At 50.0% G+C, this 14,795-nt stretch carries 6 protein-coding genes; 3 read left to right on the top strand and 3 right to left on the bottom strand.

The window, feature by feature from the left end; all coding sequences use genetic code 11:
• Positions 1-85 precede the first annotated feature (85 nt).
• Positions 86-5,890, top strand: a complete 5,805-nt coding sequence (locus Mal48_RS14295) for an ATP-binding protein (protein WP_231739585.1) — start codon at positions 86-88, stop codon at positions 5,888-5,890.
• Here the strand turns inward: Mal48_RS14295 and Mal48_RS14290 are convergent.
• The 3 genes from Mal48_RS14290 to Mal48_RS14280 form a co-directional block, all read right to left on the bottom strand.
• On the bottom strand, positions 5,879-7,330 hold the full coding sequence (locus Mal48_RS14290) for a DUF1501 domain-containing protein (protein WP_145200745.1): 1,452 nt from the start codon (positions 7,328-7,330) through the stop codon (positions 5,879-5,881). The genes Mal48_RS14295 and Mal48_RS14290 overlap by 12 nt on opposite strands.
• Before the next feature lie 252 nt (positions 7,331-7,582).
• The gene (locus Mal48_RS14285; RefSeq protein ID WP_145200742.1) at positions 7,583-10,036 is read right to left on the bottom strand and encodes a DUF1549 domain-containing protein; all 2,454 of its coding nucleotides are present in this window, start codon (positions 10,034-10,036) and stop codon (positions 7,583-7,585) included.
• A gap of 62 nt (positions 10,037-10,098) precedes the next feature.
• Positions 10,099-10,968, bottom strand: coding sequence for a sugar phosphate isomerase/epimerase family protein (locus tag Mal48_RS14280; protein ID WP_145200739.1), 870 nt, complete (start codon positions 10,966-10,968; stop codon positions 10,099-10,101).
• Between the two features lie 360 nt (positions 10,969-11,328).
• On the opposite strand from Mal48_RS14280, the gene Mal48_RS14275 reads away from it, so the two are divergent.
• The gene (locus Mal48_RS14275; RefSeq protein WP_145200736.1) at positions 11,329-12,234 is read left to right on the top strand and encodes a GDSL-type esterase/lipase family protein; all 906 of its coding nucleotides are present in this window, start codon (positions 11,329-11,331) and stop codon (positions 12,232-12,234) included.
• 164 nt (positions 12,235-12,398) lie between these two features.
• On the top strand, positions 12,399-14,771 hold the full coding sequence (locus Mal48_RS14270; protein WP_197441710.1) for a DUF4159 domain-containing protein: 2,373 nt from the start codon (positions 12,399-12,401) through the stop codon (positions 14,769-14,771).
• Positions 14,772-14,795: the final 24 nt, after the last annotated feature.

The raw sequence follows: 14,795 nt of genomic DNA, 5'->3' as shown, positions 1-14,795 counted from the left end.
TTCAACACCTTCCCAATCTGAATTCAACTCTGGCGTGGACAGCGCTTCGGTGCACGAAGAAAGAGTCGAAGGAAGTGTGCTGCTGATGGAACGGTTTCAGCTCATGAGTCGAGTTGAATGTCGTCTTGGGTTTGAGTGTTGGCTTGCATCAGATTTAGAGAACGAAGAGCTCGTTTTTGCTTTCAATCACGGAGAGCTAAAAGAAGACGTTCGGAAGAAATTTGTCAGTGACGTCGAACAGTTGCGAGTGAAAAATTATCGGAATGTTGTCGCGGCAACCACACGAAACTCAGCAACGTGGTTCTTCTCACCAGTGACCAATGGTGACCTGCTTCCTGACCTGATCGCTGAGCGACCGTTGACCGAATTGGAAGCATTACGCCTTTTTCAAGCCTTACTCAACGAGATTCGAGAACTGCATCAAGCTGGGGTCCTGCACCTTTCCTTAACTCCTTCGCATGCCCAGGCGAGACGCTTAAAAACCGACTGGACCTGGAGAATATTCTGGACAGGGGGGCCGTTCATTGAAGAGGATGCCGGAAAGCTCAGTGAACTCGATTTCCGAAACGCCTTTTACATGTCCCCCGAGCAGACGGGAATTGTCAGTGACAAGATCGGAGCCTCTTCAGATCTTTACTCGGTTGCCTGTATCATTTTTGAAGCACTCACACAGCGAACTCCATTCCTTGGTGAAACACTCAACGAACTTCTCTATGCGCAGTCAACTCAGAATTCGCCATCGGTTCGTAAACTAGGAGTCAAAGTCAGCAGCCATTTTGATCAGATTCTCACACGCTGTCTGCAACGGCGAAGTGCTGATCGCTACCACTCAGTCGACGCTGTGCTCGACGACGTGAACGCATTATATGAGTCCCTGATAACGTCAGGGCGAGAGCCATTGATAACGATTGGGACCAGTGATGTCCGGAATTCACTGGCTGCACCAGCTTTCGTCTCTCGGAGGACTGAACTCGATCAACTGGAACATGCCATTGATCGCACGATTCCCGGTGAGGCTCAGGACATCATTCTTGAAGGAGAATCGGGTCATGGAAAATCGCGATTGATTTTAGAATTGTCCAACCGAGCTCAATCCAAAGGTCTTGATGTTTACCACGGAACAGCTTCGTTCGACATTCGGACGTCTTTCAAGATTCTAAATCAGATTGCCAGTCAAATCGTGGCGAAGAAAGAGACCGACCCGGAATTCGGTCAGCGGCTCCGGTCTGAGTGTCTTGATATCGAAGAAATTCTTGTGAGGGCGCTACCAAAACTGGCTCAGCTTTTTGAGACTCAAGGTCAAGTTGATAAGCCCTCTGTGAATGGGGAAGCGGGAACGCTTCTGGCAATTTGTCGGCTTTTCAGTTTGCTCGGTGATGCCGAAACCCCTGCCTTGGTGATCCTGGATGATTGCCAGTGGGACGCCGACTTCGTCAGTCGTTTACTGAAGTTCTGGCGTGTTCAACAGTCTGAAAAAAGTTCGGGTGAGCGCCATGTGATGTTGCTCATTTCTTACCGGACAGAAGAGGTTTCAAATTATCATCCACTAAAAAGTACTTCCCTCATTCAGCGAATTCATTTGAGCCCTTTGTCGGAAGGAGATGTTGATCAAGTTGTCCTTTCGATGGCAGGGCGAGTTCCTCGGCGAGTCCTTGAAGTCGTTCGAGAGCTTGCAGCTGGAAGTCCGTTTATGGTGACTTCCCTTCTGTATGGCTTAGTTGAGTCAGGCGGGATCTATCCTGCGCAGTCTGGTTGGAAAATTGATGAAGCTCGCTTCAGAAACTTGTGCTCTTCTGCCGAGGCTGGCGAAGTTCTGGCACAGCGGCTTGCGCTGCTCTCGCCTGCAACACGCAAGTATCTCGAGGTGGGGGCAATTTTGGGACGTGAGTTTGATGTTGAACTTGCCAACCTGGTGTCAGAGCTTTCTCCGTCTGAGATTCTTCACGCAATTCAAAATGCTAAAAATCGTCAACTTTTGTGGAAGCGTCATTCCAGTGAAGTTTGTGTTTTCCTGCATGACAAAATCCGGGAAGAACTTCTGTCACGGATGAATCGGGCAGTGCGAAAGGAGCTGCACCTTCTGACTGCCAGATTCATTGAGAAAAAATACCCTGATCAAATTGCAGCTCTTGCTTACCACTACTCATCAGCAGGAGCAAACGAGCTAGCCTACTTTTACGCTTTATTGGCTGCGAAACGGGCCAGGAATCAACATGCACTCGAACTCGCTGAGCAACAGTTTCGAATTGCGTTAAAGGCAGCTCCCACAACAGGTGGTCCGAATCTCTTTGATATCCACGAAGGACTTGGCGACGTCCAGATGCTTCAGGGGAAATACGAAGAGGCTCGAATTGCATTCGCCCATGCAAGAGATCATGTGAAGTGCGAACTTGAAAGTGCTGAGATTTGCGGGAAGCAGGGAGAGCTGTGCATTAAACGAGGAGACATGGATACGGCGATTCAACACTTTCGTGATGCCTTAGAGATTGTCTCACAAAAAATTCCCCAGACTCGACTCGCACTTTTGGCTCACTTGGCATACGAAAGCTGTCGTCAGGCTGCACATACGGCGTTCCCAACGCTCTTTCTCTCCAGATTGCGGCGAACACCAACAGAGAGGGAACGTCTGGTCCTCAAGCTGTTGAGTGGATACTCACATGCAAGCTGGTACTGTCGTTCTAAGCCGATGACGTTGTGGGCGAACTTACGAGGCATGAATGAGGGGGAGAAATACCTTCCGACTCTCGAACTGGCTCAAGCGTATTCCGACCACGCGCCGGGAATGGTCCTCATTCCTTACTTCCCACGTGCTTACAAATATGTCACCCGTTCTTTTGAGATTCGGGATGAACTCAACGACGAATGGGGAAAGGGGCAGTCGTTGCACTTTCACGGGATTGCCCACTATGCAAACTGTCGATATGAGGATTGCATCGACTATTGCAGGAAAGCAATCAAGATTCTGGAAAGAACCGGAGACTTCTGGCAGGTTCATATCGCGCGTTATCAGGTCGCTGCAGCCTTGTATCGACTGGGGGACTTCGCCGGTTCGATTGAAGAGTGTCGTCGAAATTATGAATCCGGAATGACTCTTGGCGATGAGCAGGCCTCGGGGATTATCCTTGATGTCTGGATTCGTGCCATGAACGGTAAGCTTCCGGCGGAGGTGCTTGAGAAAGAACTTCATCGGGAACGTGAAGATGCACAGGGAACGGCCCAGGTTCTGCTGACGCAAGCAATTTCTCTCCTCGATCGAAATGAATCTGAGCGGGCGATCTCAGTGCTCAATCGAGCCCGCAATCATGTGGAAGCAGCCGGTGTCAAAAACCCTTACACTTGTCCAATTTATACCTGGCTGGTCGCTGCGTGGAGGCAACGCGCACAGCAGGATAAATCGTTCATGCTTTCGGCGAGGAAGGAGTCTCTCAAAAAAGCTCGGAGGACAGCGAATCAAGCGATTCTGGCTACGATTCGTTTTAAGAACGAATTACCGCAACTCTACCGGGAACTGGCGTTAATTTCGGCCATGCAAGGTCGAAATTCCAGGGCAAACAAGGAGTTACAAAAAAGCCTGAAATTCGCAAGAAAACACAAAGCTGCTTATGAGTTGGCGCTAACCCGGCAGGTCCAGCAAAAACTGGGACAAGAGCTTGGTCGGAATTTCACGCAAGCAGAGATTGACCAATTTCAAGAGGCTGAATTCCAAATCGAATCGGTCAATTTCTTAATCCAAAACGATGATGATCGAGAAACGCTTTCTCTCGCAGATCGATTTGAAACTCTCATGCAGACTGGTCGAAAGATTATGTCCGCCAGGGCCGTCGAAGAGATCGTTCGTGAAGGTGAAGTCGCTGGTCGTAAGCTTGTTCGTGCACCGATTTCAAAACTGCTTTGGAAGAGAGACGCCCATCTTCATTCTGAGAGCTCGCTGCGTCGTTCTAACGTCTTCAACCTTGCTGACCTGGAGGACTCTGAGCCCTCTTCAACGATGTTGACGAAAGTCGTTATTCGAGGTGAAGTGATTGCTCATTTGAAGATTGAGCATTCCGATCTCTCGCGGTCCTTCTCGATCACTGATCGTCAAATTGCAGAATTCATTGCTACGCTCGTTGGTGCTGCGCTTGAGAATGCAGAAGGCTTCGCGGAACTTCAGGCCCTGAATGAAACACTTGAAACTCGTGTCGCAGCCCGAACGGAAGAACTTGAAGATCGTGCATCGCAACTCGTGCGGTCCAATCGAGAACTGGAAACTGTTGCGAAAGCGCTGCGAAGAACTCAGTCTCGACTCGTGGATTCTATTCGTGAAGCCAGAGATGCGAACGAAGCCAAAGGGCGATTCCTGGCAATGATGAGTCACGAAATTCGGACGCCGATGAATGGGATTATTGGAATGTCTCAACTCGCATTGGCGACGCGATTGGACAACCAGCAAACGAGTTACCTGAAAACCGTTTCGCAATCCGCGAAGACTTTGCTGACGATCCTCAACGATGTCTTGGACTTTTCAAAAATTGAAGCAGGCAAGCTGGAAATTGATCACATCGAATTCAACCTGCACAGTTGCGTTGTCGATGCGTGTCGTTTGCTGTGTGTGAAGGCGTACGAAAAGGGCCTCAAGTTTCGTTGTCTGATTTCTCCTGAAGTTCCTGCCAGTGTTTACGGCGACCCAAATCGGCTTCGTCAGATCTTGTTGAACTTACTTGGAAACGCAATCAAATTCACTGAGAACGGACACGTCACTCTCTCTGTGGAAAGATCAACAGATCCTCGGTACGACCAGGGTGTTGAGTTTTCAGTTCAAGATTCCGGAGTGGGGATTCACCCCGATGCGATCAACCAGGTGTTCGAGTCGTTTGATCAGGGTGATGCCTCGGTGACGCGACGATTTGGGGGGACCGGATTGGGACTGGCGATCTCTCGTCAACTGGTCACCCTCATGGGGGGAAACATTCAGGTCGAAAGCAAGCTTGAAGAAGGATCGGTTTTTCGGTTCGCACTGGACCTTGCACAAGCACAAACGCCGCCTGAACGTGAGCAAGATTCAAAGTCGCTTTTACTTTACTCTCCCGACGATTTGTACTGCGATCATTTAGTGCAGATTGTGGAGACGCTTGGCCACAAAATTGTTCGTGTGGACAGTGTTGAGGAACTACAGGAACTTGTTCTGAACCAGGAGACCTGTGAATATGAAGCTCTGATTGTTGATATCGATTGCTTCGGAGTCTACGAAGATCAACTTCTTGGAACTGCAGCAGACCTGCTTCCGATCATGACACTGATTCCCTCGGGGATGGAAAGTGAACCATCGATGCAACTCTGCGTGAATCTTTGTTCACACCTGATTAAACCATTTACGATTGAAGAATTTGATTTTGAGATTCGCGCGCTCAATGCTGAAGAGAAAATTGATAATGAGCAGGAAGAGTTCGTCGCTCCGGAGATTCCTGAAGGGACTTTGAAGCTACTCATTGTCGATGACAGTGAAATCAATCTGATGGTTGCAGGAGAGATGATTCGCTCTCTCGGCCACCAGGTGACAACGGCTGAGAGCGGGCAAGAGGCATTAGAATTGTGTCAAAACGGTAACTTTTTCGATGCAATCTTTATGGATATCGAAATGCCGGGAATGGATGGTGTCACGACCACTCATAAAATTCGGGAATTCGAAGAGCAATCGAATGTCACCAAAACTCCCGTATTTGCTATGACAGCTCATGTTCTCGAAGAGTTCCGCGAGCGTTGCTTCAAAGCGGGGATGGATGGGTTTGTCTCGAAGCCGATCGATCAGGACGAATTGGAACGCTTCCTCAAACGATTCGAAGACAATCTCAAAGCTCCCCAAAAATCACAGCGAAAACTTCAATGGGTGCAGTTCCCGTCAAGCAAATAGGTCTTTGACTGCTTCCCCATTCCCATCTTGGGTGACATAAAATGGCCGGCCTTCGATGTCAAAGCCGGTTCTCGGGCTAATCCCCATCGCAGTCATGATTGTCGCATGCAGGTTCATGATTGAGACAGGGTTCTCGATGGCAATCAACGGTCGCTCATCTGCCGTTTTTCCGTAGAGGAATCCTTTTTTCATTCCTCCTCCAAACATTACGACACTGGTTCCACCAGTAAAGTGGCGATGCAACCCGTAATGCTTCATCTCAGAAATTGTATCGACTTTGAAAGTTGCTTGGTCATTGGCAGTTGATCCGGGCTTGCCTTCAATGAGGGCGTCTCGGCTGAACTCAGAAGCGATAATCACCAGAGTCCGATCAAGGAGTCCACGTGCTTCTAAATCGAGGATGAGCTGGGCGACGGGGCGGTCGATTTCTTTGTGCAATCGGTCGACCGTTTCATGTCCGCTATTGTGTGTGTCCCAATGCAAGAATGGAACGTACTCCGTGGTCACTTCGACAAAGCGCGTGCCTGCTTCTATAAGTCGACGTGCCAGCAAGCAACCACGTCCGAATCGACCTGTGTCGTATCTTTGGTAACTCTCTTGCGGTTCCTGACTGATGTCGAAGGCGTTGCGATCTTTTGAACTGAGCAAATGATACGCGCTGTCGAGTGCGTTCAACATCGATTCCTGTTGATAATCGCTGACGTACTCAGCTTGAGGACTTTCTTTGAGTAGCTTTTTAAACAACCGGTTGCGACTGGCGAACCGCTGCGCGTTCATTCCTTTTGGCGGCTGAACTGAAGCGGCAGCTTGCTCTGGATACGGGAGGTTCATCGGTCCGTATTCCGAGCCAAAGAAGCCTGCGGTGGTGAACGCCTTGAGTTCTTCTTTTTCTCCGACACCTTCCAAACGTTGACCAATATTCACGAATGCGGGCATCACCGGATTGACCGGTCCCAGCACTTTTGCCATCCACGATCCCAGGTGAGGACAGGCCACCGTTTGTGGCGGGACATATCCGGTATGCCAGTGATACTGGTGTCGTGAGTGAAGAATGCTCCCCAGATCTGCTTGCACCGCCGAACGAATGAGCGTCGCGCGATCCATCACGCCAGCGATGTTCTCTAAACCCTGGCAAATTTTGATGTTGTCGACCGAAGTGTCGATCGCGGGAAACGTACTGAGCACATCCTTGATCGGGAGCCCCTTTTCGAACGGCGCATATCGCTTCGGATCGAACGTTTCCGGGGCCGCCATTCCGCCACCCATCCAAATCAGGATGCAGGCATCAGCGGTCGCTTCAGGATGTTTGAGCTCTTCATTCGCGCTTAAGTCGCGTGGAGCTCCCGCTGCCATAGCTGCCAATCCTGCAGCAGAGAGCTGTTTTAGAAAATCGCGACGAACAATCTGTTCGGGAACTTCAGATAAATCATAATCAAACATGGCACTCTACTCTTTGAATACGTGATGTTCGCAATGGCCGCTAATGTGACATGGTTCCTGACAGAAACTTATCAGGACTGATATCACTTCCCGGTCTCTGCCCTCTTCTTTCGAAGAGTTCTTACGTTTTCGCTACCCATTCAATTCTTTGACTCACCCGCTTACTTTTCCGTCTCTTCGATGCTTCGTCTCTCTTTGGGAATTCTGTGTGAATCAGCACGAAGAGTGGAAATTCTATTATAAGCAAACAACTCATCGAATCAGTAAAAATTCGGGCATCATGACAATCGCCCAGAGTAGGTCTTCAATTTTTTCGGGTGTGATCGGTTCGCTCAACGCTGACAACATTACTTCACTTTCTTCACTTGTTGGTGGACGTGTGAACGCCGAAAGCACCAAAAAGTCAACCAATTCTTGTGGGCTCTTCCACTTTTTTTGACTGAGTTGCTCTCCGCCGCGTTTGAGGAGTGAGGCGAGAGTCTCACCATTTGTGAGGTTGATTGCTTCGAGAGTCGTCAGTTCGTTGGGGCGAGAGGAGACAATTTGTTCGCGGAGCGGGCGACCAAGTGAACTCATGAAGAAGTCGTTGTTCATCAACGAAGCACGAATCATCGGCAGGTTTTCATCGGCTCCCTGAGCGAGTCGCTGCTGAATTGGTTGAGTGGTCTTTTCGCTCCAGGCACCAAGAGCTGGCACAATTTGAACGGGATTCCATTTTCCGGTCACTTTTCCAAGTCGCCCGTTCCGAGAAACGGGGAGTTTGTCATTCCATGTCCAGGATTCATCTGACGCAAAGGCGACCTTCTCGCCGTTCTCCAGCACGAGGCGACCTTCGAGGTAAAAACCTGCAGGGTTCGGAGTCGATCCTGTGTTCCTGGCAATTGCAATGATTGAGTTCTTTCCTTTTTTCAGCAGATGATGAACGGGGATCGATTCCACTTTTTGCCAATTGTTGCCTTTGCTGGCTTCGCGATTGTTGATGAACAGGGTGAACTCATTATCGCAGGTCACGGCGATGACACCGCGCGAAACAGGCTCGTCTAATTCAAGTCTCTTGCTGAGCAGGATCGTTTCACCCGCTGGAGGATCGCGATTCGGTTCCTCGACCGGGGCTGTTCGCCAAATCCATTTCCCTTGCAGCGAGACTTTCTCAACTTCTTCAGCGGTCACATTTGACCGCAGGATCGGTGCATCAATCGAAGTCGGCGCAGTCCCGGTGATTTGCCAGACACCGTCAAGGAACTGTTCAGCGGTCATCCGTTTTGATCTGGGGCCACGGTAAACATATTCACCATCTAATGATTCTTGCGTCAACAGCTCCGTTTGAGACTGATAGGCTTCTGATGTTGCGATGAGTGCGAGCACTTGCTTCATATCGTAGTCGTTCTCAATCAGGAAGTTTGAAAGAACTTCCAGGAGATCAGCATTCCATGGTTCGCTTTGCATTGCGTCAAGCGGATGAACAATTCCTCGCCCCATCATCTGTGCCCACAATCGATTGACAATCGTCCGTGTCAAACGCCCGTTTTCCGGATGTGTCATCAACTCGGAGAGTTGCTTGAGTCGCTCAGGCTGAGTCGCTGCGGGATCAATTTGCCCAAGCTCAGGGAAGACCCAGGCTGCTTCGGCTGTCTCACCGGTTGGTTTATCACAGCGATGAATTGCCAGTTCTCGATTGGAATAAATGGCTGCCAGTCCATATGCCTCTTTTAATGTCCAGCGGTCAATGAAACTGTCGTGACACGATGCACATTTCATGTTGATGCCGAGAAACGATTGCGAGATGCTTTGTGAAAACTGAATTTCCAATGTCTGCCCGGCACTCACTTCACCGCGCCATTTGATCCCGTCGATAAAGCCTTGGCTGGCTTCTGTTGGAGGAGCGATCAATTCCTTGACGAACTGGTCGTAAGGTTTGTTACTGACAAGTGCGCTGTACAGCCACCCACTAATTTGCTTTCGCCCTCCAGTGATGAATCCGGTCCCTGTGTAATCGTTGCGGAGCAGATCGTTCCAGAAGCTGAGCCAATGATCGGCGTAATCAATGTTTCTTTCGAGCAGACTATGGATGTACCGTTCGCGCTTGTCCGGGCGTTCGTCGAGAAGGAAAGCTTCAAGTTCCTCGGGGGTCGGCAAAAGGCCGATTAAATCGAGCGAGACTCGGCGGCAAAATGTGGCATCGTCGATTGGCTCTGGTCGCGAGAGTTCACGTGTCGACAGGTATGAGTCCAGTATTCGGTCGATCGGATGATTTCTTCCGTCGACCGCTGGTGGCAGTTCGACTGAATAGGGTTTGAGAGGAGGCTCATAATTACGAGGTGCGAATGTAAATCCGTCGTCCCACTCCATTCCTTCTTCAACCCACTTTTTGAGTTGATCGATTTCCTTTTGTGAGACGCGAGGTTTCTTCGGTGGGGGCATCTGAACTTCAGGATCGTTCGAAAGAATCAAGTCCAGAAAGTATGAACTGCTCACGTCTTTGGGGATCGCGTATCCTTTATCCAGAAAAAGACCGCGAGTGTTGATTGAGAAGCCACCTTGAGCTTCTTTCCCTCCATGACATTCAACACAATGCTTCTTCAGTATCGGAGCTATCTTGTGAGAGAAGTCGTCCGGTTCGCCGGCGCAGAGGCTCGCTGGAGTCATCAACAGGCAGCCGACTATCAGGCGGGTAAGGATGGAGAATTGAAGGAGATTGGAAATCATATCGGTATCTTAAAAATGTGATGGATTCCTACAGACTTCAAGTGCGAATCAATGACCCTCGTCTATTTCAATTCGAGGACCTTGTCCATACGGTCTGCAATCTCGGTCAGTCGCGCTTTGTCTCCTCCTTTGACCTCGGCAGTCGCCCAACCGGAGTATCCAATTTCTTCAAGTGCATCGACCACTGCAGGATAGTCCGAGTCGCCATCGCCGATCTCGACGTTGAACCCTTTCCAAAGCCCCTCGTCTTTTTGGAGCTTGCGGCTGTACTCTTTAATGTCGAGCTTCCCGATCCGTTTGCCAAGGATGCGAATCCATTGTTCCGGATAGCCGAATCGAACAACGTTTCCGACATCAAAGTAAACACCGACAGCCGGGCTGTTGATTTCGTCGATGAACTGAGCCATTTCAAGTGGACTCAACAGGAAGTTGTTCCAGACATTTTCAACGAGCAGTTGAATCCCCTGCTTCTCTGCGTGAGGAGCGTTCTCTTTGATTCTGTTTGACCACTCTTTGTAGTTGTCGTCATACGAAACCTCTTTTGAGACACGCCCAGCGACCACCAGTACTGAGGTCCCGCCTAAGGTTTTAGAGAGATCAATTGCCGTTTTAATATCCGGGTTGTTGCTGTTGATGATCCCGTGAATCGGCAGTTCTGTTTTGTCGCGTGCCTGAAGAAGTTCTTTGACCTTGGCTGAGTCTTTATCGGCTGTGCGAATTTCGACGCCGTCGTAACCGATCCCCTTAAGCAACGAAAACTTCTCAGCGATCGACAGCGATTTGTCTGTCACCATGTGGTACTTGACCGCTTTCTTGAAGCGGGGGGAAGTTTTCGCCTGCCCCATTGAAGCACTTGTCCCAGCCGCACAGGCCATTGCAGCGACGGCGCCAGTTTGAAGGAAGTGTCGTCTCGATAAATTGCCTGCTGCCATGATTCTTGTCCTTAGCTTGTCATCAATTCCAATTGAGCACTGATCCTGAAACCTGTCTTTGCTCTCTCAGGTTGTGAGGGGATTGCCATTCCACAAGTTTCTGGACTCGACCTGGATAATACGATAGCGAGTCGACTCAACTGTTGCATGCAGCTTCACCGTTCCGTCACTGAGCCCCTCAGCGATTCACCGCGAACCAACTTCTCTGGAATTTGCTGATCACCGCATCTTCAGTTTCCGACACGCATTCTCAGCACGCACTCTCAGCATTGATCTCGGCATCGATTTGTTCAATCTGTCTGGATACGATATTCTTACAGCCTGCCTTTCCGAGTTTGTTTTTTCAGGATTGCAAAACAGATGCGTTGGTTTTCCATTATTGCGTTGACGTCCATTTTCTTCACAATCACTGCTGATGTTTCCTCAGCTGACGATTTTCAGTTGAAGGATGGAGACCGCGTTATCTTTCTGGGTAACACTCTCATCGAACGCGCACAAGAATATAGTGAATGGGAGTCTCAGCTTTCGCAGGCTGCGAATGGAAAGAAGATCATCTTCCGAAATCTGGGGTGGAGCGGAGACACCGTCTGGGCGGAATCCCGTGGCCTGTTTGACCCTCCAGCTGCCGGTTACAAGCGGACACAAGAACTGATTCAAGAGCTCAAGCCAACCGTGATCGTCATCGGCTATGGAACCGTTGAGTCTTTTCGCGGAGCCGAGGGCGTTGACGAATTCGTTGCGCAGTACCAGCAACTTCGCAAAGATCTGCTCAAGACCAATGCACGATTGATTCATCTGTCGCCGATCCTCATGGAAGCCGCTTCGTTCCCCAAATTAGCAGAAGGGGTGAACGAACGTGTCGAGACCGCGAATAAAAACTTGAACCTGTATGCCGAGAAGGTTCGGGAAATCTCTGCGGAATCTGGCGAATTGTTTATCGATTTCCGCGATGCTCAACGTAACAAAGCTGAGGGAACGCTCTGGACTGAGAACGGTTTGCACCTGTCGCGAAGCGGATATGCTGAAACGGCAAAAGTTTTAACGCAACAACTCGGTGGGACCGTCTCTCAAAAGGACAATCCAGAATTGAAAGAATTGATTCGCAGAAAAAATGAACTTTTCTTTCATCGCTGGCGACCGCAGAATTTCACGTACTTGCTTGGTTTTCGAAAACATGAACAAGGCCAGAATGCGGTTGAGATCGCACAGTTCGACCCTCTCATTACGGAACTGGAAGCCCAAATTCAAAAACAACTCAGTCCCTGAATGAAGAGTCGATAGAGTCATTCATCGTGCAAGTCCGAGATCGGTCTACACGATCTGCTTCGTAGCAAGTCGTCAATAAAGTTATGAAAGTGATCTTTACGGGCAAGGCAATCAATGTAAATGCTCTGAGGACCACATCCTCTGGATCAGTGGTGGTACACAAGATGAAATGGACATTCATCACATTGTTGAGCTGCATGATATGCACCGTGCTGGGCTCAGCTTGCTTTGCGCAGGACGCTGCTCAAGATGATGATAAGTTGCGAGAGCAAGTTCTCAATGCTATCGAGCGGGGGCAACGGTATCTGATTGACCAGCAAAATAATGATGGAAGCTGGCCAGCTGGGCTCTATGAGACGCACGCGAATGGAGTGACCGGCCTTGTGACTTTGGCGCTGTTGAATTCTGGGCTGCCGTCGGATCACCCCGCCGTCGCGAAGGCACTCGATCATCTTGAACACCCACAAATGCGGCCCGCCTCCACTTACGAAATCGCAATGGTCATTATGGCATTGGCGGCATCGGATCGCGGACGTGGGAAAATCGCAGAACTGTCGGCTCAGCTCGAATCAATGCAGCTTGAGAATGGAAGTTGGGATTACGGAACCAAAAACGGAAACTGGGATAACAGTAATGCCCAGTTCGCTGTGTTGGCTCTCCGGGAAGCAGCTCATGTCGGAATTCGAATTGATGAAGAGGTTTGGCGACGTGCCCAGAAACACTTTTTAAATGTTCAGATCGGGAGTAGAAAAAACCCCAGAGGTGCCGGTTGGGCGTACAAAGCTCAAGGAACTCCGACCGGCAGTATGACAGTGGCTGGATTGGCATCCCTGATCATCACCCAGGAAATGCTTCAGGACGATGGCGATGTCGCGCCGAACGGAGAGATTCAGTGTTGTGGAGGCGATGACGACAGCGAACTTCAAGAAGGAATCGACGCCGGTCTGCGGTGGCTGTCGAGAAACCTTAGAATTGAATCCAACCCCGGAGTGGCAAACTGGAAATTGTACTATCTATACGGCCTTGAACGGGCTGGCCGATTTTCTGGGCGCCGATTCTTTGGGGACCGCGACTGGTATCGAGAAGGAGCGGAGCATCTTGTCAATGGACAAGATGTGCGCGCAGGTTTCTGGATCAGTCATACCGAACCGGTTCGCGTCGCAGGGACAAGTCTCGTTTTGTTGTTCCTTTCAAAAGGGCTTTCGCCAGTTTTGATCAATAAGCTGAAGTACGGCCCGCAAGCGAATCGCAATCCGGACTTCAAACAACAGGATTGGAACAAGCACCCGAGAGATGCCAAGAATCTGACGAACTTCATTTCGCGTCAGGAAAAATGGCCGAAGCTGCTCTCCTGGCAAGTTGTTGATTTACGCACGGCAGCCGATGGTGAGGGAGTGGCTGCTTTGATGCAGAGCCCCGTTCAACTTCTGACTGGTTCTGAAAGTCCCGACTCAATTCAGGGCCGCGAATTGGAGCTTCTGAGAAAGTACCTTGCGCAAGGTGGGTTTCTGTTTGCAGTGAATAATTGTGATAGCGAAGAGTTCGACACCGGCTTTCGCGATTTGGTCCGTCGACTTTTTGCGGGACAGAATCAACTGACGCGACTTCCCGACACGCATGATGTTTATCGCAGTGAGTTCCTGTTTGAAAAAGGGGCAACTCCTGAACTGTGGGGAGTTGATTTCGGTTGTCGGACTGCCATTATCTATTCACCGTATGACCATGCTTGCCGATGGAATAAGTGGGCTGTGAATGATCCCGAGAAGCGACTCCCGGTCGTGAAAACGCAAATAGACAAGTCGATGAAAATGGGCACAAACGTCATTGCGTACGCGACCGGTCGAGAGCTCTTCAATAAGCTTGAACGCCCGAAAATTCTTTCAGCTGGTGACGAGAATCAGCTCAACCGTGGTCGATTGACGATAGCCCGTTTGCGTCACACCGGAGGTTGGGATACAGCCCCGAATGCTTTGGGACGTTTACAGGCCGCCCTTGAAACCGTCGGTATCGAAGCGGCCCGGCAAACGCCGAACTTGCCAGGGAATGACCCGGCTCTGTTTGATTATCCGCTCATCTATATGCATGGTCGAAAGAATTTTCAGCTGAGCGACGAAGAGATCGCAGGCTTAGGAAAATATCTGTCCAACGGCGGTTTTCTCTTTGCGGATGCTTGTTGCGGGGCGGAGCAGTTTGACGAAAGTTTCCGGAGATTGATCACTCAAATGTTTGGTCAACCTTTGGAAAGAATTCCTGTCGAGCATGAACTCTATAAGATGCAACTCGGCTACGATATTCGTCGCGTGAAACGCCGCATTCCGGCAGAAGGTCCGAACGTTTCCAGTATTGAAACGCGAGAGTCTATCGGGGAACCGATTCTGGAAGGCGTCCAGGTGAACGGGAAATACGTAGTCGTCTACAGCAAGTATGACCTGAGTTGTGCTCTCGAACGCCAGGCCACAACCGCGTGTGCCGGGTATGCCACAGAAGATGCCGTCAAGATCGGCGTGAACTTCGTGATCTACGGGCTGTTCCAGTAACCCTGTCTCGTCAATGAAATCGAC

It is taken from the genome of Thalassoglobus polymorphus, assembly GCF_007744255.1.
Classification (GTDB): domain Bacteria; phylum Planctomycetota; class Planctomycetia; order Planctomycetales; family Planctomycetaceae; genus Thalassoglobus; species Thalassoglobus polymorphus.
This window is presented reverse-complemented; position numbering and strand designations above follow the sequence as displayed.

Bases quoted from the DNA above. Each gene is read 5' to 3' on its own strand.
- Mal48_RS14295 (WP_231739585.1), top strand. From the start codon at position 86: ATGGAACGGTTTCAGCTCATGAGTCGAGTTGAATGTCGTCTTGGGTTT.
- Mal48_RS14290 (WP_145200745.1), bottom strand. From the start codon at position 7,330: ATGTTTGATTATGATTTATCTGAAGTTCCCGAACAGATTGTTCGTCGC.
- Mal48_RS14285 (WP_145200742.1), bottom strand. From the start codon at position 10,036: ATGATTTCCAATCTCCTTCAATTCTCCATCCTTACCCGCCTGATAGTC.
- Mal48_RS14280 (WP_145200739.1), bottom strand. From the start codon at position 10,968: ATGGCAGCAGGCAATTTATCGAGACGACACTTCCTTCAAACTGGCGCC.
- Mal48_RS14275 (WP_145200736.1), top strand. From the start codon at position 11,329: ATGCGTTGGTTTTCCATTATTGCGTTGACGTCCATTTTCTTCACAATC.
- Mal48_RS14270 (WP_197441710.1), top strand. From the start codon at position 12,399: ATGAAATGGACATTCATCACATTGTTGAGCTGCATGATATGCACCGTG.